This is a genomic window from Acaryochloris sp. CCMEE 5410 (assembly GCF_000238775.2).
GTDB lineage: Bacteria > Cyanobacteriota > Cyanobacteriia > Thermosynechococcales > Thermosynechococcaceae > Acaryochloris.
Genome location: NZ_AFEJ02000003.1, coordinates 314,017 through 339,689, shown reverse-complemented (window position 1 = coordinate 339,689; position 25,673 = coordinate 314,017). Strand labels below are relative to the sequence as shown.

Genomic DNA, 25,673 nt, shown 5'->3' with positions numbered 1-25,673 from the left:
AATCTCAATGGGGTTTTTCAGTAAAACGTCAGGAATATTAGGGTCATATTCAATGATGGCCCTAATACTCTCACCCATTGGCTTGTTATCGATGGCGCTGTTTGGTATGTATATTGTTTTTACAAGTGATTTTGGTGTATCTCAGACCTGGCAAGACTATGTACTTAAAGAGTCAAATCAAGGAAACTATTTAGTTGCACTACAGGCATTAAATGTGTATGTTGCTGCTCATCCATACTGCAAAGAGGCTGTGGAGCTAAGAGCCGATATACTCATTCATTTAGGCAAAACTGATTCTATGGTTTCAGAACTACAAACAAAAATACCTGAGACATCTGAGTCTTCTGATTGTAATGATCATGAATTGATATTAGGAAAATCTTAATTTTATTCAGGTCAACAACATATCTTGCAACTTCCTTTGAAATTTACAAGTCGGTTCAAGGTTAAATACTGTGGGAAATTTACTCATTGTTGAATCTCCTGGAAAAATCAAAAAGCTCAAATCGATTCTTGGTCCTAATTGGGATGTTAAGGCATCTGTAGGGCACATTCGTCAGTTAGCGGATGATGGGGAAGGATCTTTGGGCTTTGATATTGAAGGGAATCAGATTTTATGCCGGTATGTTCCACGAGATGCGAATGCCCAAAAAACTATTTCTGGATTGAGAAAAGCGTCACGTCAGGCAGATCAAGTCTATATAGCATCCGATCCAGATCGTGAAGGAGAAACGATTGGTTGGCATATCGCTCAGGTTTTAAATTTAAAAAATCCTCAACGGGTGGTCTATCAAGAAATTACGCCTACAGCAGTAAACAATGCTATTTCAACTCCACGTCCATTGGATATGGATTTAGTTCAAGCCGGTAGGTGTCGAGACTGCTTGGATAAGCTGGTCGGGTATCGTGGTTCCCCCCTGGTCTGGCGCTTAAACAATGGTGCTAAGTCAGTGGGGCGGGTGCAATCAGCGACCCTCCACTTGGTCTGCCAACAAGAGCGCGAGATTCAAGCCTTTGTCCCCGAGGATTACTGGTCGGTGTTTGTGGATTATGCCGAAGGATTCAGGGCTTACTACCACGGAAGCACCCAGGCCAATGATCAGGACTATACCAACATCGAGGACTCCGGTTCAGAGGCCAAAACCGAAGAATCCACGCGAGTCCTTTCCCAGGCTGGCGCTGATTCACTGGTTGCGATCGCGCAGAATAACTCTCACCAAGTTACCTCGATTGAAGGCAGGGTTGCCCCCAAGAAGCCACCCGCACCGTTTACCACCTCAGCTCTGCAACAAGCCGCAGGTTCACGCCTCAAGTTCAGTCCAGAGCAGACGATGCAGGTTGCCCAAAAGCTATACGAGGCTGGATTAATCACCTACATGCGAACCGATTCTGTCGCGCTATCCCCGGACTACTGTTCAGTGGCCAGAAGATGGCTGGAGCAGAACGATGCAGACAATATTCCCAAGAAGGTAGCCAAGCAGAAGGTCAGTAAGCAAGCCCAGGAAGGGCATGAAGCTATTCGACCCACAGATATATTCAAGCCCTCCGCAGAATTGAAGCAGTCCCTACCCGATGACCAGTTCAAGTTATATGTGCTGATTTGGAAGCGGGCGCTTGCCTCCCAGTGCAAGCCCGCCCAAATTAGAAAAACGATTGTCCTTAGCCAATCTGGGGATATCCAGTGGAAGGCCAAGGGCAACCTTGTTGAATTTGCGGGTTACTCAAAATATTGGAAGGATATCAAGGCTGATAGGGAGCTGCCTGCACTGACGGAACAACAAGCACTCACTCTAGCCCAGGCCAATTCTGAGCAAAAGCAGACTCAACCGCCTCCCCGATACAGGGAACCTAAGCTAGTGGAAATTATGGAGAAGAAAGGGATTGGCAGACCCTCTACTTACGATTCCACGATCAAGACCATTAAGACCCGTGGCTATGTTGAGCTGATAAAGGGTAGGCTCCAACCCACTTCTATGGGCCTGGAGGTGGATCAGTTCATGGGTGGGGCACTGCCTGAATTGTTGGAGGCTGAATTCACGGCCCAGATGGAGAGTTCCTTGGATGCGATCGCGGGAGGGAATCAGGAATGGCAAGCTTATTTAATCGGCTGGAATCGGAGCTACTTCGCCCCGGCACTCGCCAAGGCCATGCAGGGCTTACCGGAACTTACAGGTAGAACATTAGAGAAGTCAAAAACCTCATGTCCCAAATGTAAACAACTTCTGTCTAAGGTGCTTAGTAGGAAGGTCAAAAAAGGGCATTTTCTTAAGTGTGAGAACGGTTGCGCGGCTGATGATGGCCGGGGGTTAGTTATGTTCTGGTCAGACAGAGACGGTCAGTGGCAATTGCCCAAGGCTAAATCTGATATGCCTCAAGAGCCAGCAGAATTAACTGAATATCCTTGTCCTGTGTGCCAGAAGAAGCTGGAAATATACAAGTATCAAAAAGATGGCCAGCAAAAACAAATGCTCCGATGCTCAGATCCAAAGGCAAGGTCAAAGCCAAAGCACAAAAACGCTGCCTATTTCTTTAGTAAGGGGAAATGGTGGAGTCCAAAGTATGGTGAATTAGAATAACAGATAGAGTTTAACTAGCTGCCATCTGAATAAGCCTCAATTAGCTTCTCCATTGTTTCTGCCTGCTTTGATTTCCCAATTTGCCGATAATAAGATGATGATCTTTTCAGATCTGCGATCGCGGATCTGAAATCATTAATTTCTGCATATGCAACAGACCTACGCCAATAAGCATCACCTTTGTCTGGATTACGACTAATAGACTTGGTGTGGTCACGAATGCATTCTTGGACCATTTTGAGGGCACAGTAAGCGTCACCACGTCTGGCGTAGGGCCAAAATGCATTCGGATTTAGCTTTATTGCCTCTGTTAAATGAAAAATAGCCTTCCTGTTCAATGTTTCGCTTGGTGATCCGGCGTTAAGATTTCCAGAATATTGATGAACAATAAATAGGCTTAGCCTCATTAAGCCTTTCATTCCTGGCTCAGGATTAAGCTGAAGTCCTCGCTTGAGTAGTTTAATTGCAGTATCTGAATCACCATCTGCTAGCGCTTCCTGTGCTCGGACGTAATACTGAACTGCACTTGGTTTACTTTGTGCCAACAACAGTGTCGATTGCCTGGATGTTTTGGGGTAATTTTGAGCGACACCTTTTGATGGACAGATGATATACCAACCCACTATTCCAAGGGAAAAGAGCCACCGAATATCTTTGAAAAGAGGTTTTTGGATCATCATTAACAACACCCAGTTAGCTAAGGAAATGGTAGCGCAGGGTAGTATAGATACCCAAACTACAACTTTGGTCCCTTGGATGATGGCCTTTGCTGCGGTTCTGTCTGGCCAGGGATAGATCTTTCCAACTTAGAGGGAACTCCTTTTACAATATCCATGCCTAACTTGATATCCTCCTTCACCAGAACCTCCAGGAAGTCCCTTCCTTTAGCGAGGGGCGTGAGCGATGCGGTAGGGAGGGTAGAGATAGGAACGATAATTAAAGGGGTTTTTCGTTCCGAGACGCTTCGCGAACGAGACCCCAAATCAACGAATCTAGAAAGCATAGTTGTAACCATCCTTTTTATGAATATGCGTGCAATGCTTGTGATTGATTCCTGCTACTCGTCCATCTTTTGTCGAGATATCGAAGTTGCCAGACTTCCGGCATAAAACACGCCCCATATAAGAGCCAATCTTTTTACCTTGCGTGACAAAAGCCTTGACGATATCACCAGTCTGGAAGCCGTAGTGAATCTTCTTCTTCGACCGATGACGGATTGGGAATCCGTATTTGTCTGTGCCACACATTTGACGTGTGCCATGACCAGAACATTGAATCAACAACGGCTGACAGGTGCAGAACTCAAGCTCGGGGATGTCTTTCCCCGTTGCCGCTGCATCAATCCAATGCGCCTTGGGTAAGCCCTGTTGCTTGCGGTTGAATTTGGTCTGACCACCCGTCCCAACTGAAACAGGAAGGCCCATCTCTTTCAGCGCTTTGAACAGTTTCCAGCGTGTCGCGTTGACGGCTGCGGCATCCTTAAGAGGTGCTTTCGCTTGGGCCTTGATACGCTTAAGCAGATCAGGTTTGCCCGATAGAAAGTCTTCGATAGAACGATTAGACTTCTTTTGATTGCAGGACACACAGGCAATTGTGAGATTAGAGACGCGGTTACTCCCACCTTTAGAGCGGGAAACAATATGCTCTACTTCTAAAGGAGTGTCTTCTTGACCGCAGTAGGCACATTGCCGTCCCCATTTTTCGAGGAGATATTCTCGTGTCTCGTATTGATAAAGAGTGCCTTGCTGGTACTGAGTACCTGATATCTCAGGATTTTGTATTACTTGGGTATCAAACCTTACCAGTTCTTGGGTGATGGATTGGATTGGGCAAAGCTTGATAAGCCGATTTACCCAAGTCATGGTGGTCAATACCCGGTGCATTAAGGAGGGAGCTAGCCAGCCTTTTGGTCGAGTTCGATTGAGAAATCTGGGCTGACGATATCGGGTTTTTCGTCCTCGTCGTCCTCTGCGGAGTGAGCGGCGAGAATCCAGACTGTTCTTGATAGATTGGCCTCTATGAGTTAGTTCCGCACCCCAGAGAACTCTATTGCCTTGGAGAATCGCTAACCCTGTTGCTCTAGAACCTGGGTCAATCTTGAGTTGGCAAGGTTCAACTGGTCCCGTAACTTCCTTCTTGAGAATAATAGTGAATGGATACCGTCGATAGACTGCCGCCTTCGTTGCATTCAAAAGTGAACGTGCCACCCCTGGCGTACAAGGATTGAGTTGTCTATGGTTGGTATCAATAACAAAAACATAGTTGGACATTGTTGCGTCCCTTCTACTTTCGTGTGATGTTTGCCTCGGCAATGTTTTTAAGGTTTGTCGTGCTGGAGACACTGAATTAATCCTCATACTTCTGTTTAATCTCCAACCTCAGAGCCACAAACTGGCAAGCATTTATGGGTGAGTTGGCCTTAAAAACGTAGTCAGTTAAGACTTAGCCATGGTCAGCTATAGAATTTGCAAGCCTCTTCCGTTAGAGAGGGGTCGCTAGCTCATAGAGGTTGCTGACCCTGTTGCCAGTAGTTAAGAATGCCACCATCATAATTTAAGTCTTTTTGATGGTAGCCGTTGTTGTGGTTTGTTCTGACCAGGAATCGGTCTTTGCAACTTACTATTTACTCGTTGGACAATATCCATGCCTCGCTGGATATCCTCTTTATTTAATTTATTCACCTGAATGATATTGTCTTTGACTCTCAATATTTCACCTCTGTTGGGAGCTGAAAGCGAGACAGTATTGCCCTGTTGTTGAAAGGTGAAAGATTTACTCTTAAATTCCAAAGCGTTCCCTTTTTGTACTCCCAGTTTCAAGCCAGTTAGTAACCCTCTAGCTGCATCAGCAATTATCAGAGCTGTCTTCTCGTCTTTCGTGGGCTCTGGGGGCTTAAATTGCTTCAACGTCTCCTGATCCGACAAATCAGTAACCGTCGTTTTCTTGGCTTCATTAGCAAATGCATAGATAGCCTCTAACACTGAAGCCTTGGGTGGGTACTGCTTACTGTCAAGGCATAGAACCATATGCTTATCAATTCCCAGCCGTTCACGCATCAAAGGCATATTTCGGTTGGTATTAAATTTTTTACCGGGATTAGAGTTCTTATGTTTGCCTTGGATGACGTTTAGCTTACTTGGGAGAGAATTCGGGTTAACCGTCACGTCGATCGCAATGGTCTGCTCTTGTCCTTTGAGGTCTTTGACCTTAACGAGTAAATCAGTCGCTAGACACTGATCGAGTAACACATCCTTCAAAGTCTGCTTAAACTGTGGATCTCGGGAGAGAGCTGTCTTTTGTCCTTTAATTCCGTGTAAGGTTTGATCGATAAAATTGAGTGCATCGGGGTAGGGCTTTAACTCTTTTCGCTGAGAAAAGTTGAAGGTTGCCTCCTTCAGTTTGTGGTCGTGGTATTTCCCAAATAGTTTGATAACATCTTCAACCGAAGCGGCAATACTACCTTGAATTTGATAGTCCTTTGCAACTCCCTTGATCCAGTTCTCCGCCTTCGTTCCCTGGCCAACTTTCTGATGATCGGCCATTAGTCATAAACCAAGCTAATGATCGAGCATTCTGGATGTGGGTCGTTGTTTACTCTCCAATCACACGTTTCCTCCAGCATTTCGTTGGAATCATGAAGTAAGTCTGGACCCAGTAACACAATCCAGTGATGGGTTACTCCCATCGACTGGCGAAGCTGCTGATAGGAGGGTTGCTGGTATGTCTCTAGGAGCTGCTTTGCAGTTTCTGGACTGGTCGTGGGGCTAATCGCTACCGGGCCTGGTCCCCCATCTGTCTCTGCATAGTTGCAGATCATGGCAATGCCAATTGATGCCAATATATCGTCAGCACTAGAACTGGTAGTCTCTAGCAGCCCTAATGGTTTAAGCAGTGCCTGCAAGTCCTCTGATGAGTGTTGGATAGGTTTTAAGGTCACATAGTCGCGGGTCCATTGGGCAAGATCGGGGTCGAGTTGAATATTCATGTTGGTGACTGTAGGCATAAGTTCCTCCAGATTTTAAAGTTTGATAGGGTTAATTTGACGAGTGGATTTTGGCGATGGAGGCTGTTGCTCCCCGCGTTTGCGAGATAGGGATTTCTCCACTTTTTGCTTCAGCTTTTGGAAAACCTTTAGATCCTTAGTCGTTAAATGGTTGCTTTCTACTGTCTCTCCACGTATTGACAGGATTTGTCCACGCCCATCGTTAGCTTCAACAGTGATCTGCTGCCCCTGAAGTTTGTAGATATGGGATTGCGCGTTAAGGGTGTGTCCCCCTCTAACTTGTTGACCAACACCGACCTCCAGGAACATAGTACGAATTGACTTCGCTGCTTCTAATCCCTGTTGATGAGAGAGCTGCTTGCTGCACTTTGCGATCGCAAGTTGCATCTTTCGATAAGGCCGTTTCTGGATAATCCTTTGATAAAGTTTCTGATTGAGTTGTTCCGGTAGTTTCACCTCCCGAATTTGTCTTTGGTGGGACACTTTGATGACGGCCTTAGAAATCCGCACTGCGTAGAGTTTCAGGCTTGTTCTGTAAAGAGATTGCTCCAGTTGTGACAAACCCTTGGCAACTTGGCCAGATTGAAGCTGAAGCATCTGATTCAAGGTTTTGAGCTTGCCAAGTTCAACATGTGCAATCACAGCACGATGGACTTTCCTCTTGCTTATTACCCGAGCTAATTTCCAGGATTGAAGGTGGACAGTTGTTCGGTTAAGTTGGCCATGGAGCTGATAAGCTGCGTTTCGGTACTGGCCTGATCTGTAAGTTGTCCCGATACGGTTTCTAAGGTTTTCTGTAATTGTTCTAATAGCTCTTGTAGCTCGTTGGACCCTTCTGACTCCAGCTTTTCGGTTAATTGCTTGAGAAAGTCGATCAGCAATTGTTCTAAGCTCTGCTGAAAGAGAGTTTGATTCTGCTCGAACTGGTCTAACCGCTGGTTGAGTAGTTCGTGAATATCTTGAAGAGTCAGCTCTTGGGCTTCCGTAGGCATTGATGTTCTCTCCTGATTGTTGAAGAATTTGATTGACGTGGGCCTCGATGGTGAAGTAGGAAAATTCCCCAAAATGCTGATTAATAGTGTCTTGGATTAATTGCTCTTGGGTTACTTCCTCTTGGTTGGGTAACTCTAGATTCAGATCTGAAACTTGGGCTAACCTATGTGGCTGGGGAACGAGCCGAGGTAACTCAATGAGAGCAGCCCTTTGCTCCCATTCCTGATTAAGATCTTCTTCAGGTATGATTTGCTTTCCTGTTCGAGTTCTGAGGTTGCCTACATGCCTCTGTTTCCAGCTAGGGCCTTGTGCAGTTTCCAAAATTTGCACTCTTCGCTGAGAAAAGTGGAGAATCTGCGATCGCGTGTATCCAATCACATCAAAGGTGCCATTGCCATGCGGCTTGATGGAGAACCCCAAATTTCTCAGATTCCAGGCCAGCTCATTTTGGTAAATGGTCCCCAATAGTTTCCGGTGGTGCTTGCAGAAAGCATCATTTTTGAGGGAATAGTACCGACCATTCGGAGCCTGTGTGGTGTTAGCAATTAGGCAGTGGTGGTGATACTCGGGGTCTAGGGCACGGCTGGTATGGTGCTCAAACACTGCAATGATGAGATTACCTGTGGTAACAGTTCGACTAATGCCGTTTGTCATGATTCGGCATTGGCTGTAATTACGCTCAAGTACTCCAAGCGTAGTATCAACGGCATTATTGACCGCCAACTGTACGTCAGCGCGTTTATCCAACAAGGCTAAAAAACTAACGCTTTTAGGTGCAGATAGGGTGCCATCTACAAAGGCTCGACTCATGCATCCCTTCGGAGGGGTGTACTGACGAAAGCGGATGCCATTGGGGAACTTACCATACGCTATTTTGCGAAAGTCGTTTTCAAGAACTTCTCCTTTCAATCCCAACTTGACAGCGCCCAGGCCCACCCATCGATTTTGACGAGGGGATATATCTTCGGCGTAGTAGTAACTTGCAGCCAGTTCAGGGCTGACATTAACAGCGGATAGCATCGACGAATGGTATTTATCCAGCTAATCTTATTTGCCCTCTGCAAAAAAATTACACTCGTTCCAATCGGAAACGAAAGCGCGATCGCAAAGTGTGGCAAGCAGATTCAATCAAAAAGCTGGTCTTTAGTTTAGCGCATTTTGACATCCTCCCCGGCCTAAAGGCACGAGGATTCTCTAGCTAGCAAACAGCACAAGCTGTTCATCTACTAGATGGGTGGACAGCTCATCGCAGACAGCCGATACATCGGTCTTACACCCACTCCCTGTCCATTTAGTGTCGTGGGTATGCCCTACCCCGACATTCTTTATGTTTGTGGCAGCATTGCCATCTCTGTCCTGAAGAGTTCCGCAACTAAGGCAGATAATCTCTCTAACAGATAGATCTAACTTGCCCCACTTATAGCTGCAATCTGAGCAATACTGGCTAGTTGGCTCCCAACGACTGATGACACGAACCTCACGGCTGTTCATTTGGGACTTGGCCTCACACATCGTCCGAAACTCAGACCAACCCGCTTCGCTAATCGCACGAGACAGGCGACGATTCTTGATCATCCCTTTGACGTTCAAGTCTTCTAGAGCAATCACTTGGTTTTCGTTAATTAGCCTAGAAGACAACTTATGCAAAAAGTCTTTGCGAGTGTCCCTGAGTTTTGCTTTGAGCTTAGCCACTTTCAATCGGGCCAAATCTCTTCGCTTAGACCCTTTTAATCGTTTAGATAATCGTCGTTGAAACCGTCTGATTTTACGGTTGAGTTTTTGATAGCTGGGGCTATCAATCTTTTCCCCAGTACTCAAAACAGCAAAGGTTTTGATGCCCAAGTCTACGCCAACGGCATCATTGGGAGCAGGTGAACTCTGCACCTCAGCTTCAACCACAAAGCTAAGAAAATAGCGATTCCTGCGGTCTTTGATAATTGTGACGGAGCTAGGTTCACTCGGTAGAGGTCTTGACCATTTCGTCTTTAAGTGGCCGATCTTTGTCAAATAGACCTTGCCATTTTTGATGGAGAATCCACCCTTACGGAATCGGGCAGATTGGCGGTTATCTTTTTTCTTAAACCGAGGGAAACCTATGGCTGCCCCTTTGCGTTTGCCCTTTTGGGAATCAAAATAGTTTTTGATAGCAACGCCTAAATCGGCAATAGATTGCTGCAGAGGAATGTTAGATACTTCCTTAAGCCATGACCTCTGTTCAGTACGCTTAGCCTGAGTGATGCAACTCTTTTGAAGGTCTGAGTTTTTGGGAAACTCCTGAGATTGCTTCACTAATGCCAAAGCATCATTCCAAACAACGCGACAACAACCAAATAGCTGAGCCAATTTGGTCTGCTGGTTTTGTGTTGGATAGACTCTATACCGATAGCGTAGCTTCATGACTCTATTATAGTACATTTGTACTTAGTAGCTAAGAACGGAAAGACACAGTGTTTCTGACCTGAAAATTCATCTGATTTGTGTGACTAAATTCAGGAAGAAGGTTTTTGAGGCTAAAGGACTAGATGTGATTGAGGATGCCTTTAGATCCGTCGCTCAAAAAATGAATTTTCAGGTTTTAGAGTTCAAAGGTAAGGCCGATCATGTTCATGCATTGATTGAGTATCCGCCTAAGCTATCTGTGTCTCTAATAGTGAATTCACTCAAGGAAGTTTCTAGTCGCCGATATGGCCAAGCTGGATTACAGAAGCCCCAGCAACAGAGTTTATGGAGTCCAAGCTATTTTGTCTGCTCAGTGGGTGGGGCACCTTCAGAAGTATTGAAGCAATATATCCAAAATCAAGAAAAGTCGTCTTAGAAGAACGGGGATTGTATCCCAGATCTTTGGTCAAAATAAATTTGCGTACTGTGTGGGTCATGATTTTAGATATGTAATTATGATTAAAAAAAGGTGTGACTTACATAGCCGCTTCACTGAAAATCGTTGGTTTTTCCTTTATTCATCCTCATTACAAACATATAGATTCCTTGTATTTTCCTAGTTCTATCCTGATATTTCCAATATCTAAATGTAAAGGAAAGATAAGCCTAATCAGACCTTGAGTATTCCTTGAAGTTACCTGTGTTCATACTTCAAAGGTCCATAGAATATCCTTCCCCTAGAATTATCCTGATATTTGCCAACTCAAAAAAATTCAACTATGATTTCAGTGTTGTTGGCCAACGTTTGGTTCAGCGGCTGGCAGCAAACCTTCGACTACTACAAATACAAAAGATTAGAATCGTGGCAGATATTACTATCGCCTTCGATCCTGGTTCATCACTGGGCAAAGTTTATTACACGCTCAGTGAGTTTAAACCAGGACTCCTATTGATGGAGCCAGAAGTCGCCAAAGTTTCCAAGCAACGATTGACCAGCTTAGGGCAGTTCAGTCATGCTGAACCGCAAAATTCAGCATGGGTTGAGTACCAAGATGATTGTCGAGCGGTTGGATTTCTCGCACGGCAATTTTCATTTCACACAGACCTTAGATTGTCTGAGCCTAAGTTTGTGCAATCGTTGTATAAAGTATTGGCAATTATTGGAATTCTGGCTCAGCGCAAGAAACTACCAAACGGTTCAGCAGTCCGTTTGGGACTCCTGTTGCCCTGGTCCGAGTACGAGCATCGAGCATTGTTTGAACGCTCACTGCTTGAGGCCATCCAAGACTTTAAGTTTAGGGGGCAACAACTTAGCTTTGAGCTTGAGAGTTTAGACTGCAAGCCAGAAGGGTTTGGCTTGTTTTTCCGGGGTCGGCAGTCAGGCTTCAGTCTCAAGCAACGCCAGGTTTGTGTGATTATGATTGGTTTTAGAAATGTCTCTATCTTGCTGATGGATCGGGGGGTATTGATCAAGGGGATCACTAACGACTTGGGGTTTATAAAAATTGTCCAAGCTGTAAAACCCTTCTTGCCGGGACAAGCTGACCAAGATATTGCGGCAACTATCTATGAGGCTGGGTCCAAGGTCAGTCTAAAGGCACTAAAGGAGTTGATTTCAATCCAAGACAGGGACTTGAAACAGCAAACACTCAACCAAGTTCAAAGGGCAGCATTGGATGCCAGATCTGAGTATTGGGCTGCCATGGAAGACCTATTGCAGCGGGAAATTCCATCCTCTGTTGACGAAGTTATTTTTGCTGGTGGGACTGCATTCTATTTTCAACGAGAGCTTAACTCCCTATTTAGTAAGGCTGAGACAAGCTGGTGTGAGCAAATTATTACGGATATCGAGAAACACCACGGAGATTGGGTAAAGCAGAATGCGTTTAGTATCCGATTAGCTGATCCCAAAGCCTTTTTCTATATCTTGTACAGTGCAAAGGTTCCCGTAAATGCCTAGTTATGATTTTCAGTCACGTATTCAAGTGAGCAGTGACTCGCCTTACGCCACTACGCTCAAATACCTCAAATCAAGTCAAACCGTCTGGCCTGATAGTAAGCGCATGTTGCTAGTTCCGACTTTTGCCTACTGGCATCCCTTTGCTCTACAAGCCCTTGGTAATGATCCAGCCCAGGTCCGCCAAGCAGCACTGAATTCTATCCGAGAGCTAGAGAGTCACTGTTACTATCTTCGCCAAACCTTTGGTATTGAAAACGCGGCCAATGTTACACCTTCTTCCCAAAGCACTGATACTTCCCCTCGTGATCAACCGATGTCCAGTCTAATGTCCGGTGTTGATGATGATTTGATCGGCAGCGCTCTTCTTTGATCATTCAACATCAACTACTCAACTACTATCCAAGAGGAAACACTATGGCTTGTACAAGAGATGATTTAGCAACAATTTACGGATTAGAGCCCGATCAAGTCGATGCCTTGCTCGATGTGATTGGATTCTCGGCTAAAAAAAAGAAATTAACCGATGAAGATGAGGAACAGTTCAAAAAAGTAAACTCCTACTTTACAGATGGTCGGGTGGAGACCTATGAGCAGGCTAAGGAACTCTACCAAAAGGAGAAACAGCAGGAGCAGCCGCAAGAACAGCCACCCGTTGAGCCAATCCTCATGCCTGACATGTTGAAAGAGGCTCAAGCGATCGCATCGGTCACCCTGTCCGCTGCCGTTGAGATCCTGCAAGCTTGTGGGTTGACAGAGCAACCGGCTTACAGTCCTGAAGAAGCGGCAAAATTTTATGAAGGCGTTAGACTTGTTCTGACTGAAGACAAGACTCTTGCTGATGTAGCGATTCACTTCAATACCAATCAGAATCCTTTGTATCCTGTCGCATCCAATGTAAGGCAGACTGGAGACCAGTTAGTCTTTAATCTTGTTGACCATGCAGCTCAAGGTTCTGCAAGTAACCTCGTGCCCTTGTTAACACAGCGACTGGCGACTCATCTAGGTTCTGATCAACATACTCAAGAACTTGAAGCTTTAACCGTAGAATTACAGCAACACTTGGGAAATGGGTCAGCCCCTTTGAAGGGGGCCGAACCTTTGCCACTCCAACCGCAGCAGCAGAATGCATTGCCAGAAGCCTCCGAGAATGGATAGATCGGGTGATTGAAGAGACGCTAGCACTGGAGCGTAACACGATTGACGTTCGTGTGGCGGACAAAGCCCGGTTGCAGGCAAAAAAATTACTGGATGCCAGTCAGGAATGGATCAACGTCCAGCAGGAGCGGCAACGGCTCAGGGACACTCAAATCCGTAAATTCAAAGAGTTTTTTGATTGGTGTTCCAGAGAATGCACTCGGGTAGCTGGTTCATGGGGGTTTTATGTAGTGTCTTTAGCGACTGTGTTGGGAGCGGGTTGGATTTTAGGTCTGAATACACCCCAAATTTCAGTTTGTGGAAGTTCAGGAGATCTGTGCTACCGATTACGCTTTAGATCGCCTAAGCTAACCATCAATGACTTACCCCGTTCTCAGTGTGAGGCATTTGATCAAGGTCTTTTGTGCGAGGTGCAGCCCAATAAAGAACTGGATGAAAAAGAGTAACCAGAGATAAATGATGAAATTACTTGGTATGAGCTAAGTCATGACCCCTCCCTGCCCTTGAGGGTTGAGGAAGGGGCTTGATCGGTCTCAGCCGATCACTAAAGCATGACTAGACCATGAGCTGAATACAGGTACGTAGGTCCGGGCGTTTCCCAAACTCGGACACTCTACAAGCCTTCTGAGAAAAGGCGTAGCGTAAAGGCTAGAAAATCCTGGATTCAGTGGTCGTAGGGACACACAACTCATTAGAGGATTATCTCCAACAATGATTTTAAGAATACCAGTCATATCACCAGAAGGTGAGCCGCTAATGCCCACCAAACCTAGCCGTGCTCGTCGCATGGTCAGAGATGGCAAAGCTGTCGGTAAATGGAATGATGCTGGCATCTATTACATTCAGCTCACAGCAGATCCATCAGGCACCCAAACCCAACCTATTCATTTAGGCTGTGACCCTGGCACGTCTTATTCAGGTATCGCTGTTCAATCTGCTCATTTCACCCTATATACCGCTCACCTAGTTTTACCTTTCCAGCGGATTAAAGAACGCTTGGGAGCTACCGTCATCAAAAATGGCAAAGTCATCAAAAATGTTCGAGGCAAGGCATTACAGCGTCGAGTTAGGCGAGGACGACGCATCAACCGCAAGATAGCGTTTCACCTTAGAGCACATCGACAGAAACGGTTTAGCAATCGTCGTCAATCCAAGCTCCCCCCTTCTATCAAAGCGTCCAGGCTAATGGAGATTCGGGTAATCACCGAACTCTCTAAGATTTTTCCTATCACTTCGATTATCTATGAAGTCGTTAAGGCGGATGTAGATAGAACATCAGGTCGCATGGGTGCAAGGTCAGGCAAGGGATTCTCACCAGTGATGGTTGCACAATACTGGGCAATGGAGCAATTAGAAGTCATTGCTCCTGTTATCAAGCGTCATGGTTGGCAAAAAGATGGCAACGGCACCAGCCAGATCCGTAAACACTTGAGCCTAATTAAATGCACAGACAAGAAAGCTCAGATGCCAGAGGCTCATGCCGTCGATGGTATTGCCTTGGCTGCTAGTCAGTTTGTTAGGTACAAGATTGTCCAGACTACTGACGAGCATGGTTATGAATGGCGCGGCTCTGTAGAGACTACCCCTTCAGAGTTTCGGATCATTACCCGGCCTGCCTATTTTAGAAGAGCGTTGCACTTCGATAATCCCGGCAAAGGTGGTGTTCGTAAGCGCAAGGGTGGAACTGTTACCCCTTTTGGATTTCGAGCGGGGGATAAGGTGCAGGTTGCCACTAAAGGTCAGGTTATTACAGGCTGGGTTGGAGGCTTCACTGATACCAGTAAATCTAAAAAGGTCTCGGTCTATGACGTCAATTGGAAACGTCTAGGGCAGTACGGCTTAAAACAAATATCAATGATTCGGAGATCGAACAAGCTATGCGTTATCTAAATGATTACCAGTCTTCGGGGGATCGATCCCCTCAGCCTAGCCACTCTCCCTCCCCGACCTGCAAAGTGTAGGAAGGGGATTCCCGCGTTGTCAGTTGATAAGGAATGCATTACCAGTGCAATCCTGGATGCTACAAGTACCAGCATTCAGTTCCGGTCTGATAACACGGCTGATTGTTCAAGCTATTAAGTTTTGAAGCTAGAAAGATTATTGAAAAAATTGTTGGCGGGTAAATCAATGCAAACTAATAAGTCGCCTGATGACATCCCTAAAATAAATGATGTGTTCTTGTGTAAAAGCCATTTGGATTTGTCAGTATTCCTAGCAAAACCTAGATGCGGTAAGTCAATATTAGTTGCTTCTTGGTTGAAGAATAAAATAGCTGAAACTGAAAATGGTAAAGAAGACTTCAGAAATAGATGAAGGTAAATCTTCCTTTCCATCTCTAAATCATCCCTTGAAAGGCAACTAAACCCTGCTCCAAGGGATGATTCAGAGTTGCGATCTCATTCAAGATGCCATCTGATAAGAAGAGAGAACGATTAAACCTAAAAAAACGATAATTTACCGAATCGAACATATTGAATTAGCAGCAAATTTTCCAATGATCAAAGATAGAGTTTTGCAATATATGCCTTTCACTTTTTCAACAACAATTAGCATTTTTGCTGAACGTACCATGCATGGCTAAGTCGGGTAACAACAATTTATGGATAAAGCTGCGATAGGACATTATCAGCAGGCTCCTAAGGAGGTCACTTTTTTAAGGCATATAAGCCTGAGGTACATTGCTTCTGACAATCGATAAATCACTCTCAAAGCACGAAGCCGATCAGACTATGGGTCAGATTGTTCAGAAACAATGCACCTCCATCCTCGATATTAATTTAAGTCGAAAGTGTTACTGATTAGTCTCTACACACCACATCGTGAAGCATTCCTGTCCCTTTAATAATTCTGAATGTTCTCAAATACATTTTGTGAGGTGGTTCAGTTCCTTCTTTCCATATCCAAGCATTCTGTTCTGGACGGGTATGCCAATTATATGCAGCAGCATACTTATAACCTTTAACCTCGCAAAATTTATTTGCAGCCTCTTCTGTAGCAGCATTGCTACAGCGATCTGGAAATCTTTTTGAGTTGACGCAACGGTCTACTCTGTATATGGATCCATCAGTGGACTTCAAAGTTGGTTCTTTAAATGTTTGAGTTCCTGCCAATGCTGTATCTATTGAAACTAATGATAAAAAGGTGCTAAATACTAGACTATATACATGCAATAAATTTGGTTTTGTAGTCATCACTGTTAATTCTCCTAGTATTGAACTTCAATGATTTTTTGTTGAAAATTTTCAGGAGAGACATAATATGTCTTTCGAGCGAACATCGTGAGAAGAACCAAAATATTTCAGTTATCACACTTAATGGTTCAAAATATGGATTCTCACAACATGGATTCTATAGCGATTCCCTTTCGAGGGAATCTGTTAAATCAGAAACTTTAAGCAAAGACGAAAATACTGTTGCTTGCTAATGTTGGGGCATCAGTTAATGTGGCAAGGAGTATTTTTTCAATACTGCCTGTGCCATCAGGGTCAAAGTATAGATTCCCCTCAGCAGAGTTGTAGATGAAGCGATCGCTGGATCGAGTGGCAGATGAACCTATAGAAAACATACTTTCATCAAGAAGACCGGAGGCTAGAAAATCGCTATCGAATCCTTGAGCGATAAATTGTATTTGATCGCCTTCTGATATTGAGAAATCTTGAATGGTGTCACCAATTTCGCTAAGTGAATAAAAGCGAAATTGGTCATTGCCAGTACCGCCAGTTAGTATATCTGAGCCTTTACCACCAACCAATAGATCACTGTCTATCCCTCCATTTAGGATGTCGTTGCCGTCATCGCCGTAGAGAAAATCCTGACCTGCTTCGCCGTTTACGGTATCGTTGCCAAGCTGTCCATATAAGGAGTCATTGCCTTCTCCACCCAAAAGGTGATCTTCTCCAGAGCTACCGTATAGTGAATCATTGCCACCTAGCCCTAATAAGGTATCGTTACCGCTACCGCTGGATAAAAAATTATCTATCGAATTGCCAGTAAGGCTGTTATCAAGATGATTGCCATAGCCAGAAATAGCAACTCCCTGCAGGGTCAGATTCTCAATATTCTGGCTGAGGGAGTAGTCGGTATAGGAGTAAATATGATCCTGGCCTTCCTCTGCAAGTTCTACAACCACATCATTTTCATCATGAACTATATATGTGTCATTGCCTAAATCACCATACATCCTGTCATCACCAGAGCCACCATTGAGAGTGTCATCTCCAGCCAACCCTTTCAGCGTATCTTGGCCCGCTAATCCACTCAAAAAGTTGGATTGTGAGTTACCAGTCAGGTGATTATGACTAGCATTGCCAAACCCCTTGATCGCGCTGGTTCCCTTCAAGTGAAGGTTTTCGATATGGTCAGTTAGACCAAAGCTATTCAAATATGACTCAACGGTGTCTATGCCACCATTTGCAAATTCACTGGTTTGGTCACCATAGTTATCAACCATGTACAGATCATCACCAATTCCACCAATTAAATGGTCTGCACCAGCACCCCCATCTAGTGTGTCATCACCAGACCACCCGAATAGGTCATCATTGCCAAAGCCTCCATCAAGTAAATCATTACCAGACTCACCTTGGAGAGTATCATTCCCTAGCCACCCAATCAGGGTGTCATCTCCCAGGGCTCCGCTTAACTGATTGGCGAAACTGTTGCCGTCAATGCGATTATTTAGGCTGTTTCCAAATCCATTAAGATTACCTTCAGCATAAGCAAATGATAGGTTCTCGACATTTTCACCTAACGCATAACTAATGGATGAATAAACTTTATCAATCCCTTCTATTGAAGATTCACGAACGGTATCTTTATCATTGTCAACGTAATAGGTGTCGTCTCCTGACCCTCCATTCATGAAATCTATTCCGAGACCACCGTCTAATACATCATTGCCTGATGCTCCATGAAGTCGATCGTTTCCTTTCAAGCCATTTAATAGATCATCCCCAGCACTTCCATAAAGGTAGTTGCCTGAAGTATTGCCAAAGATGGTGTCGTTGCCATATCCTCCGCTAGCATTCTCAATTTCTACACCATAAGCAATCGCAAGATTGTTAAACGCACTTACATCACTATCATTAGCTCTGGGACCAATTGAGCTAAACGTTCCTTCCGTCAAATTGATGGTGGCATCAAGGGTGTGAAAAGCAGCGCTAATCATATCAGTTCCATCGGTATCCCAAATAGTTTCAGTAAAGGCTTTTTTGGGGTCCCATGAATACACGTTCCCTTCAGAACGAGTGTCAGTATTAGTGCCATATAAGTACTGAATAGCCTGAATGTCATAGAGCATGGGTGTAGTGGGTCCGACATCAGTTCCTGGATTTTGACGATAACCTACTGCCATGATTGAGTACTGAGTACTATCTTCACTTTCAGGAAGATATGGTGGAGGACTACAAACTTTACCTGTGGATGGATCACAATCGCCGTTATAGTTCCCTGGGTGCTTTAAACCTAAAGCATGACCGATTTCATGGATTACAACATCAATGCGACCAGCATTCAATGCGTCTAAGCCTATATTGAAAAAACCTGTGTCACCATTTGTTCCACCATTACTAACACCTCCAGCTCGTGTGGCAATGGCAATTTGCCCTGTTCCTGCATGATCTTCAATGAACTCAATATTTGCTATTTCGCTCCATGCTGCAAAGCCATTACGTACTAGCTCTTGATGCTGTTCATTTATAAGAGGATTTAAGCCTACACCAACTTGATTGATAAAGCTATAAGATATTACAGCCCCTTCTCCAATATTTTCACCATATTTCAACAAATCCAGTAGACTGTCGATGAAATTAATATTGCTTTTTTCTACAACACCCATAATTTAATTCTCCACAGAAACTTGCTTAAATTTGATGTATTCCTTCAAATCCTTTATTTTTTCCATCCAATCCAATACCTTATGGTTTAGCTGCACAAAAAATTACTGAGAGTGTCAATGCTCGTCAACAAGCTGGTTAAAAAATTTGTCAGCCTATCTTCCAGCCATCTAAGACAGCAGCCCCTTTAAAGAAACTCAAGAATGTTTCTGGGTAGCAGCCTTGGTTCTACTTGGCTTGAGGGAAGTGTATTTAAGGAAGAGAAAGAAAATGCTGACTTGGACTAGTCAAACTCTGTCGCTTTAATGCTACTTGCGTTAAACCGTTTGATCTTGAGATTTTGGTATCGTCTACTTATTTGTCCTGTAATGCTGGTTGTGCCTGATGGCTGGAGACCTTTAAGGTGTTACGTAAAATCTCTCTAACCTTGTTATTGACGGTAGCTTCAATGCGAGGAGCTTGTGCTGTTAGCTGCTGTTTGAGTTGTTTTTTTACCCGCTTCGCTTTGCGGCGACAGATAAAGCCACAACGGTTAATTTTCAGACGATACCCTGTCAATCGAAAATTGAAATGGCGATCTGGTTGCAGATAAAGGGTAAGATTTGTCGATTTATCACGCAAAATTTTGGTAGGTGTCTTGACTTTGCCGTGCAAAGTCACAGCGAGCTGACGGTTTCGGAGGTTAAATTGGGTAGTTGCTTTATCCCATCTAACAGGTGCGCCTGCACTAAGTCGATGGGCTTCGCTGAGAGCATAGGTTTGCAAAAAGTCTCGATGCCGTTCGATTTGATCGAGTAGTCTGCTTAAGTTGAAAGGGATTTGTGCCCTGGTTTGATTCTTATCATGGACAGTCCTTAAGCTAGAGTTATTTTCACTAGTTCCTATCCTTGTCGAAGCATCAAAGGCTTCGGTAAGTTTTTTGGGGAGCTGTTCAGTTGCTGCGACTGGACTAAACGCACAAACTGGAATTAGAAGTCCTACAGTTAATGATGCGGCTGCAGTATACCATTTCATTTCTATTCTCCTTGAGTGACCCAATTTTTTATCACATCGATTGAATTGATAAGTCCAATCATTCAGGAGACAAACTAAATTCTCAATGGGGAAGAAATAGGATATCTAATCCTGATAGTATCTTCGCTAATAAGGCATCAACTACTATAAAAATCAGGTTTTGTCAGGATGAGTAGCAAAACTCATTGAAGCTAATCAGCAATAATCAGGAAATTTGAAAACCGATTGAACTTCTAGCGATACCATGTGATTAATTGAAGTGTTGTCAATCGGTCCTAGTGATGAGCATCAACCTGACTCAAGATATGGTTGTCAAGGTTGCTGATACACTTGTTTTTCAAAGTACAGGTATGCATCTGAGGGATGTTGAGATCAAGGTTCTTATTGGCTCTTGGGAAGGATTGACCTATGTGGAGATTGCTGAGCGCTTTGGGTATTCGGCTGACTATCTCAACAAGGATGTGGGCAATAAGCTTTGGCGCAAACTCAGAAAGGCATTGAATGAGCCAGTCTCAAAGAATAATTTTCAGGAGCCGATGAAGCGATGGCTGGAGAAGCATCAGCCCAGTGAGCCACCCCCCGATTCCCGCAGACAATCTGACTCTGTCATATCTGAAGTGTATATAGAGCGTCCTCCAATTGAGACAAGATGTTTTGAGGCGATTCAGCAGCCTGGGGCATTAGTACGGATTAAGGCTCCTCAAAAGATGGGTAAAACTTGGTTGATGAACCAGGTGTTGGGATGTGCTAGTGAGGCAGGCTATCAAACGGTAACTATTGATCTAAAACTGGCTGATTGTAATATCTTCTGTGATTTGGAAACATTCCTTCAGTGGTTTTGCGCGAATACGGCAGATAGTCTAGACCTTGAGGATCAATTTGAGAAATATTGGCGGAGCAGTTTAGGGGCCAGTCTAAGCTGTACTCGCTACTTCCAAAAATATCTTCTAGTAAAAATTGAAGAGCCACTTATTTTAGCCTTTGATAATTTTGATGTGCTCTTTGAGCGAGAGTCCATTTTCAAAGATTTTTGCTCACTATTGCGGGGGTGGCACGAACAAGCAAAGCTTAGTAACACTACTGGCCAGTGCTGGAAGCAGTTACATCTTATTGTGGTTAATTCCACGCAATCTTATCCTACGCTAGATATTAATTACTCGCCTTTTAATGTAGGGAAGCCAATCGTCCTACCCACATTTACCTTGTCTCAGGTTAAAGAGCTTGCCCAGAGCTTTCACATTAATGAGGATCAACTTGATGAGCGGGGATATTCTCCCCTAATGGAAATGGTGGGGGGACATCCTGACCTCATACAGCAGGCACTATCAAACTTACATGACTATCCTCTTACGTTGATGGAGGTATTGGCCGATTCTGCGACTGAAGGGGGAATCTATGGTAATTATCTGCGTTGTTTGCTGTCCAACTTGCAGAATGATCCAACACTGAAGACTGCTTTCTGCAGGGTGCTTGAGGCTGAAGACGGCATTCAACTGGGTACAAAACAGGCGTTTCAGCTTCACAGCATGGGGTTGGTCAGTTGGCAGGGTAATGCCTGTGTGATCAGTTGCCAGCTCTTTCGGGATTACTTTCGAAAACATTTGGATTGTACAGGGTTGTAGCGATGGTGGAGCACTTTATCTTTTCAGGGAGTTTGCCGGAGTCAGCCCAAAGTTATGTGACACGGGAAGCGGACCATAACTTGTATGAGAAGCTATCTGCTGGTCAGTTTTGCTATGTTCTCAATGCAAGGCAGTCCGGCAAATCCAGTCTGAGAGTGAGGACGATGTCAAGGCTCCAAGAAGTAGGATTTGCCTGTGTAGCAATTGATCTAACGCTTATTGGTAGTCAGTTAAACTTTGAACAGTGGTATGTCTCACTCATAGATATCATTGCTTTAGAGCTAGATTTAGATCTGGATGTTGTGGATTGGTGGGAAGCGCAACACATACTCTCTCCCTTGAACCGATTTCAGCGTTTTATTGAGACCGAGATGCTGAAAGCTGTGCAGCAGCCTACGGTGATTTTTATCGATGAAATCGACTATGTGCTGAGTCTGCCGTTTCCTACAGATGACTTCTTTGCATTTGTCCGGGCTTGCTACAACCAGCGGGCTGATAACCCTATCTACCAACATCTCACGTTCTGCTTTTTGGGGGTCGCTTCACCCAATGATTTAATTGCAGATAAGCAGCGAACTCCATTTAATATTGGGCAGTCAATTACCCTAAAGGGGTTTCAGATCCACGAGGCAGGCCCACTGGTGGCAGGGCTAAAGGGTAAGGTAAATGATCCAGAAGAGGTGGTAGCTGATGTCTTGTATTGGACGGGGGGGCAACCGTTTCTAACACAAAAGCTGTGTCATCTGGTGCTAGAACGGGAGGAACGGAAACCCGTTGTGGCGAATCTGGTGCAAACTTCTATCTTGGAGAATTGGGAAGCACAAGATGAACCTGTACATTTGCGAACCATTCGTGATCGGATGCTTCATGATGAACGCATTGCAGGCCAACTACTGGGATTGTATCAGCAGATTTTGCAGCAGAGGCAAATTTCGAGTGATGAAAATAGCCCTGGGCAGTTAGAACTGCGGCTTACTGGCTTGGTGGTGAAGGAACAGGAGTTGCTGAAGCCACTAAATCCAATCTATGCCACGATATTTGACCAAGAATGGATTGATCAGGCTGCTGCCGAGCTGAGGCCTGCTTTTTATGCTGAGGCGTTTCGAGAGTGGCGCGATGCAGATATAGACAAAAGCGATGCGTTTCTATTGCGAGGGCAGGCGCTGCGAGAAGCTGAAGCTTGGGCAAAGAGTCGGTACATCAGCGATCTTGATCGGAACTTTCTGGATGCTAGTCAAGCTTTGGAGCGTCAGGATACTGAAAGACGTTTGCAGGTCGAACAAGAAGAAAAGGCTATTCTTACGACGGCTCGCAAAAGGGCTACTAAACAACTCTTCACAACTACTGTGGTTTCAGTGGTTGTCGTACTCGGAACAGTTGTCTTGGCATGGAACCAAGGAAAACGAGCAAATCGGGCAGGGATCAGGGCAAAACAATTTGAGCAAGAGGTACAAGAGGCTCAAGATAAAATTGAAATAAAAGATCAACGATTAATAAGGATCAATAAAGACCTTACGAAGCGCAAAAATCAGATTAAGATTGCAAGGAATAAACTTGGTGAATCCCAACGTAGGGTCACTGCTGCTCGCCAAAAAGAAAGACAAGCTTTACAAAAGTTTCATCGGGCGCGACAAAGAGTTGGACAGGTTGAAGAGCGATTTAGACAGGTCAGCCAATCTAAACATGAATTAGAACAAGAAAAGTATCAAGCACAGTACTACTTAGAAGCTGCTCAAATTCAACTTTTGCGCACTCAGTCAGAGCGTCGAAAAGCAGAAGTTGACTTGGAGGATGCCCAATTAAGAACTCGTATTGCCTTACAAGGGTCTGAGCTTGAGCGTCAAAATACCGCAGTGTTAAGACAGTTCCGATTAGATGAGTCTGGAGCGTTGCTAAATGCACTACTAATGGGTCAAGAATTACAATTCTTAGTTCAGCAAAAAACAGCCTCATATGATGTCCAATTAGTCAATCACAAACTGACCCTAGAACAATATCCTGCACTGAGACCTATAGGAACCCTCTTAGAGATATTATTCAACATTCGAGAGCGTCTCTTTGATCCTCACCAAGGAAAGGTCATGAGCATGAGTTGGAGTTCTGATGGACAAATTTTGGCTACAGGAGGAGAGGATGGATCAGTTAAGTTATGGACACGAGTTGGTGAGCCAATCAAATTGATTGAGGCTCATGAAGGCAAGGTATTAAGTATAAGTTGGAGTTCTGATGGACAAATTTTGGCTACAGGAGGAGAGGACGGATCAGTTAAGTTGTGGACTCGATCAGGCATAGCAATTCGAACAATTAAGGCTTTTCAACATCATGTTGTATGTATGGATTGGAGCAATGATAATCAAATCCTCGCTACATGTGGTAGTGATGGAATGAGCGTGGATGCATTTGATACTGCTATTAAGTTGTGGACTCGATCAGGCACACTAATAAGAAAAATAAAGGCTAAACAAGGCACTATTGAAAGCATTAGCTGGAGCAGGGATGGCAAGATTTTAGCTACAGGAGGTTATCAAGGGATTATTAGTCCATTTGACGGGACGATGAATCTGTGGACTCGATCAGGTGAAATGATTACCTCAATAACTAAGCCTGGTGAAGGCAGGATAATGAGTGTGAGTTGGAGTAGAAATGGCCAGATTTTGGCCTTAGCCTCAAGTGGAAGTGAAGGTATGGTGGAGTTGCGAAACAGAAAGGGAGAGCTGATCACTTCGTTACGAGCTCATCCAATAGGAGTTTTTAATGTAAGTTGGATCGGAGACGGCCAAACTCTTGTCACTAGTGGACGTGATGGAACTGTGAAACGGTGGAATCGTGCACTCAAACCTACTACGATATTCGAAGATAAAAAGAGTATATTCAAAATTGTCAGTTGGAGTAATGATGGCAAAACATTAGCTTTGTTCACAAAAAAGTCATCTAAAAACAGTTCAAAAGAATTTTTGAGGCTTTTAATGCCAAGGAAAGAATTAGTTACTTCAGTTGGTCCTTCTGAAGGCAATAAAGGGCCTGGGCGAAGTATATTGAGTATGAGTTGGAGTAGAGATAGCAAAACATTAGCCACAACAGGAGATAGCGGAAGTGTTGATCTGTGGACTGAGGATGGCAAGTGGCTTAACGCTTTTCAGGTTAAAAGTGGGGGGAGTATCTTAAGAGTAAGTTTGAGTAAGGATGGCCAAATTCTTGCTACGTCGGGATTTGATGGGAATTTAAAGTTGTGGACTCGGGATGGTAAGCAAATCATATCAGCGAAAGCTCATAAAGGCAGAATATTAGACATTAGGTGGAGTAACAACGGCCAAACTTTAGCTTCAAGTGGTGATGATGGAATTGTTCATCTGTGGACTCGTAGTGGTGAGAAAATAATCTCATGGCAGACAGATCAAGGCCAGGTAAATAGCATATGCTGGGATAGTGATGGACAAATTCTGGCAACGGGTGGAGACGACGGAACCATAAAGCTTTGGACTAAGCATGGTAAGCTGATCGCTTCCATACAATCCCGTCAAAGTAGTGTACTGAGTATGGAATGGCGTCAGGATGGCCAAGTATTAGCGACGGGTGGAGACGATGGAAAAGTTAATCTTTGGACACGCGCGTTAGATCCGGTTGCAACAATTGTGGCTCACCAAGGAGGAATCCGGTTTGTCAGTTGGAGAAGTGATGGCGAAATATTTGCAACAGTCGGAACAGGTGAGAATTTTAAATTGTGGACTCAAGATGGTAGGCAAATTTCAGAAATCAAATCCAATATTGGCGATATAACAGGGATAAGTTGGATTAATGGTGGTAAAACCCTTATCACTGGCACAGCTTTAGGCTATATGGAGATGTTTTCTTTTGAAGATTTAGAAACATTGCTAGCTAGGGGTTGCGATTGGCTCAACAGCTATCTAATCACCACACCACGAGAACTTCAAAAGCTGAAGGTCTGTCAAACTCCTACTCGTCGCCTTGAGGCTGCACCTTTTCTAGTAGACTACAGTGAATCACTTGCTAAAGATGGTCGTATTGAAGAGGCGATACAAGGTTTTCAAGATGCCCAAACATGGGATCCTCGCCTCAACTTTGATACTAAAGCCAGAGCTAAAAAACTTGCTAAAGAAGCTAAACAGCAAAAATAAC

Annotated in this window: 19 protein-coding genes; 10 read left to right on the top strand and 9 right to left on the bottom strand. The window is 44.4% G+C overall.

What is annotated here, in order from left to right; all coding sequences use genetic code 11:
• The first annotated feature begins 52 nt into the window (after nucleotides 1-52).
• The gene (locus ON05_RS31825) at nucleotides 53-385 is read left to right on the top strand and encodes a hypothetical protein (protein ID WP_010474839.1); all 333 of its coding nucleotides are present in this window, start codon (nucleotides 53-55) and stop codon (nucleotides 383-385) included.
• A gap of 70 nt (nucleotides 386-455) precedes the next feature.
• Nucleotides 456-2,576, top strand: a complete 2,121-nt coding sequence (gene topA / locus ON05_RS31820) for a type I DNA topoisomerase (protein WP_010474837.1) — start codon at nucleotides 456-458, stop codon at nucleotides 2,574-2,576.
• 14 nt (nucleotides 2,577-2,590) lie between these two features.
• Here the strand turns inward: topA and ON05_RS31815 are convergent, their stop codons facing one another.
• The 6 genes from ON05_RS31815 to ON05_RS31790 all read right to left on the bottom strand — a co-directional run bounded on the left by ON05_RS31815 (nucleotide 2,591) and on the right by ON05_RS31790 (nucleotide 9,969).
• Entirely contained in the window at nucleotides 2,591-3,256 is a 666-nt protein-coding gene (locus tag ON05_RS31815) for a M48 family metallopeptidase (protein WP_029315269.1), read from the bottom strand.
• 312 nt (nucleotides 3,257-3,568) lie between these two features.
• Nucleotides 3,569-4,846 (bottom strand): RNA-guided endonuclease IscB, encoded by a 1,278-nt coding sequence (iscB, locus tag ON05_RS31810; RefSeq protein ID WP_010474832.1) that lies wholly within the window; start codon nucleotides 4,844-4,846, stop codon nucleotides 3,569-3,571.
• 276 nt (nucleotides 4,847-5,122) lie between these two features.
• Complete coding sequence (locus tag ON05_RS31805) at nucleotides 5,123-6,118, bottom strand: hypothetical protein (RefSeq protein WP_010474830.1); 996 nt, start codon at nucleotides 6,116-6,118, stop codon at nucleotides 5,123-5,125.
• Nucleotides 6,118-6,579 carry a hypothetical protein gene (locus tag ON05_RS31800; protein ID WP_010474828.1) on the bottom strand — a complete coding sequence of 154 codons (462 nt, stop codon included), beginning with the start codon at nucleotides 6,577-6,579 and terminating at the stop codon, nucleotides 6,118-6,120. Before ON05_RS31800 ends, ON05_RS31805 begins: the two co-directional genes overlap by 1 nt.
• A 15-nt stretch (nucleotides 6,580-6,594) precedes the next feature.
• Nucleotides 6,595-8,592 carry a MobF family relaxase gene (mobF, locus tag ON05_RS31795; protein WP_071826364.1) on the bottom strand — a complete coding sequence of 666 codons (1,998 nt, stop codon included), beginning with the start codon at nucleotides 8,590-8,592 and terminating at the stop codon, nucleotides 6,595-6,597.
• Between the two features lie 174 nt (nucleotides 8,593-8,766).
• Entirely contained in the window at nucleotides 8,767-9,969 is a 1,203-nt protein-coding gene (locus tag ON05_RS31790; protein WP_010474824.1) for an RNA-guided endonuclease TnpB family protein, read from the bottom strand.
• Nucleotides 9,970-10,030: 61 nt separating this feature from the next.
• Here ON05_RS31790 and tnpA point away from each other — a divergent pair, with 61 nt between their 5' ends.
• From tnpA to ON05_RS31760, 6 genes are all read left to right on the top strand, one after another.
• Nucleotides 10,031-10,387 (top strand): IS200/IS605 family transposase, encoded by a 357-nt coding sequence (gene tnpA / locus ON05_RS31785; protein ID WP_050857485.1) that lies wholly within the window; start codon nucleotides 10,031-10,033, stop codon nucleotides 10,385-10,387.
• A gap of 426 nt (nucleotides 10,388-10,813) precedes the next feature.
• Complete coding sequence (locus ON05_RS31780) at nucleotides 10,814-11,911, top strand: ParM/StbA family protein (protein WP_029315267.1); 1,098 nt, start codon at nucleotides 10,814-10,816, stop codon at nucleotides 11,909-11,911.
• Nucleotides 11,904-12,281 carry a hypothetical protein gene (locus ON05_RS31775; protein WP_010474821.1) on the top strand — a complete coding sequence of 126 codons (378 nt, stop codon included), beginning with the start codon at nucleotides 11,904-11,906 and terminating at the stop codon, nucleotides 12,279-12,281. Before ON05_RS31780 ends, ON05_RS31775 begins: the two co-directional genes overlap by 8 nt.
• A gap of 44 nt (nucleotides 12,282-12,325) precedes the next feature.
• A complete protein-coding gene (locus ON05_RS31770; RefSeq protein ID WP_010474820.1) occupies nucleotides 12,326-13,066 on the top strand; it encodes a hypothetical protein in 741 nt (246 codons plus the stop codon).
• A gap of 5 nt (nucleotides 13,067-13,071) precedes the next feature.
• On the top strand, nucleotides 13,072-13,512 hold the full coding sequence (locus ON05_RS31765) for a hypothetical protein (RefSeq protein ID WP_010474819.1): 441 nt from the start codon (nucleotides 13,072-13,074) through the stop codon (nucleotides 13,510-13,512).
• 310 nt (nucleotides 13,513-13,822) lie between these two features.
• Entirely contained in the window at nucleotides 13,823-14,956 is a 1,134-nt protein-coding gene (locus ON05_RS31760) for an RRXRR domain-containing protein (RefSeq protein WP_010474818.1), read from the top strand.
• Between the two features lie 908 nt (nucleotides 14,957-15,864).
• On the opposite strand, the gene ON05_RS31755 is transcribed toward ON05_RS31760, so the two are convergent.
• The 3 genes from ON05_RS31755 to ON05_RS31745 all read right to left on the bottom strand — a co-directional run bounded on the left by ON05_RS31755 (nucleotide 15,865) and on the right by ON05_RS31745 (nucleotide 19,914).
• Complete coding sequence (locus ON05_RS31755) at nucleotides 15,865-16,257, bottom strand: hypothetical protein (protein WP_010474813.1); 393 nt, start codon at nucleotides 16,255-16,257, stop codon at nucleotides 15,865-15,867.
• A 200-nt stretch (nucleotides 16,258-16,457) separates the two neighbouring features.
• Nucleotides 16,458-18,902: a M10 family metallopeptidase C-terminal domain-containing protein gene (locus tag ON05_RS31750; protein WP_010474811.1), complete on the bottom strand. Its 2,445-nt coding sequence runs from the start codon at nucleotides 18,900-18,902 to the stop codon at nucleotides 16,458-16,460.
• 352 nt (nucleotides 18,903-19,254) lie between these two features.
• Nucleotides 19,255-19,914, bottom strand: a complete 660-nt coding sequence (locus ON05_RS31745) for a hypothetical protein (protein ID WP_010474809.1) — start codon at nucleotides 19,912-19,914, stop codon at nucleotides 19,255-19,257.
• Between the two features lie 281 nt (nucleotides 19,915-20,195).
• Between ON05_RS31745 and ON05_RS31740 the strand changes: the two genes are divergently transcribed.
• A complete protein-coding gene (locus ON05_RS31740; protein ID WP_010474808.1) occupies nucleotides 20,196-21,536 on the top strand; it encodes an AAA-like domain-containing protein in 1,341 nt (446 codons plus the stop codon).
• Nucleotides 21,537-21,616: 80 nt separating this feature from the next.
• Nucleotides 21,617-25,672: an AAA-like domain-containing protein gene (locus ON05_RS31735; protein WP_262562500.1), complete on the top strand. Its 4,056-nt coding sequence runs from the start codon at nucleotides 21,617-21,619 to the stop codon at nucleotides 25,670-25,672.
• The last annotated feature ends 1 nt before the right edge of the window (nucleotide 25,673 follow it).

What these genes read in the sequence shown, in the direction of transcription:
- ON05_RS31760 (WP_010474818.1), top strand. Translation starts at nt 13,823, where the DNA reads ATGCCCACCAAACCTAGCCGTGCTCGTCGCATGGTCAGAGATGGCAAA.
- ON05_RS31755 (WP_010474813.1), bottom strand. Translation starts at nt 16,257, where the DNA reads ATGACTACAAAACCAAATTTATTGCATGTATATAGTCTAGTATTTAGC.
- ON05_RS31750 (WP_010474811.1), bottom strand. Translation starts at nt 18,902, where the DNA reads ATGGGTGTTGTAGAAAAAAGCAATATTAATTTCATCGACAGTCTACTG.
- ON05_RS31805 (WP_010474830.1), bottom strand. Translation starts at nt 6,118, where the DNA reads ATGGCCGATCATCAGAAAGTTGGCCAGGGAACGAAGGCGGAGAACTGG.
- mobF (WP_071826364.1), bottom strand. Translation starts at nt 8,592, where the DNA reads ATGCTATCCGCTGTTAATGTCAGCCCTGAACTGGCTGCAAGTTACTAC.
- ON05_RS31740 (WP_010474808.1), top strand. Translation starts at nt 20,196, where the DNA reads ATGAGCATCAACCTGACTCAAGATATGGTTGTCAAGGTTGCTGATACA.
- ON05_RS31775 (WP_010474821.1), top strand. Translation starts at nt 11,904, where the DNA reads ATGCCTAGTTATGATTTTCAGTCACGTATTCAAGTGAGCAGTGACTCG.
- ON05_RS31825 (WP_010474839.1), top strand. Translation starts at nt 53, where the DNA reads ATGATGGCCCTAATACTCTCACCCATTGGCTTGTTATCGATGGCGCTG.
- ON05_RS31770 (WP_010474820.1), top strand. Translation starts at nt 12,326, where the DNA reads ATGGCTTGTACAAGAGATGATTTAGCAACAATTTACGGATTAGAGCCC.
- ON05_RS31790 (WP_010474824.1), bottom strand. Translation starts at nt 9,969, where the DNA reads ATGAAGCTACGCTATCGGTATAGAGTCTATCCAACACAAAACCAGCAG.
- ON05_RS31745 (WP_010474809.1), bottom strand. Translation starts at nt 19,914, where the DNA reads ATGAAATGGTATACTGCAGCCGCATCATTAACTGTAGGACTTCTAATT.
- ON05_RS31815 (WP_029315269.1), bottom strand. Translation starts at nt 3,256, where the DNA reads ATGATGATCCAAAAACCTCTTTTCAAAGATATTCGGTGGCTCTTTTCC.
- ON05_RS31800 (WP_010474828.1), bottom strand. Translation starts at nt 6,579, where the DNA reads ATGCCTACAGTCACCAACATGAATATTCAACTCGACCCCGATCTTGCC.
- iscB (WP_010474832.1), bottom strand. Translation starts at nt 4,846, where the DNA reads ATGTCCAACTATGTTTTTGTTATTGATACCAACCATAGACAACTCAAT.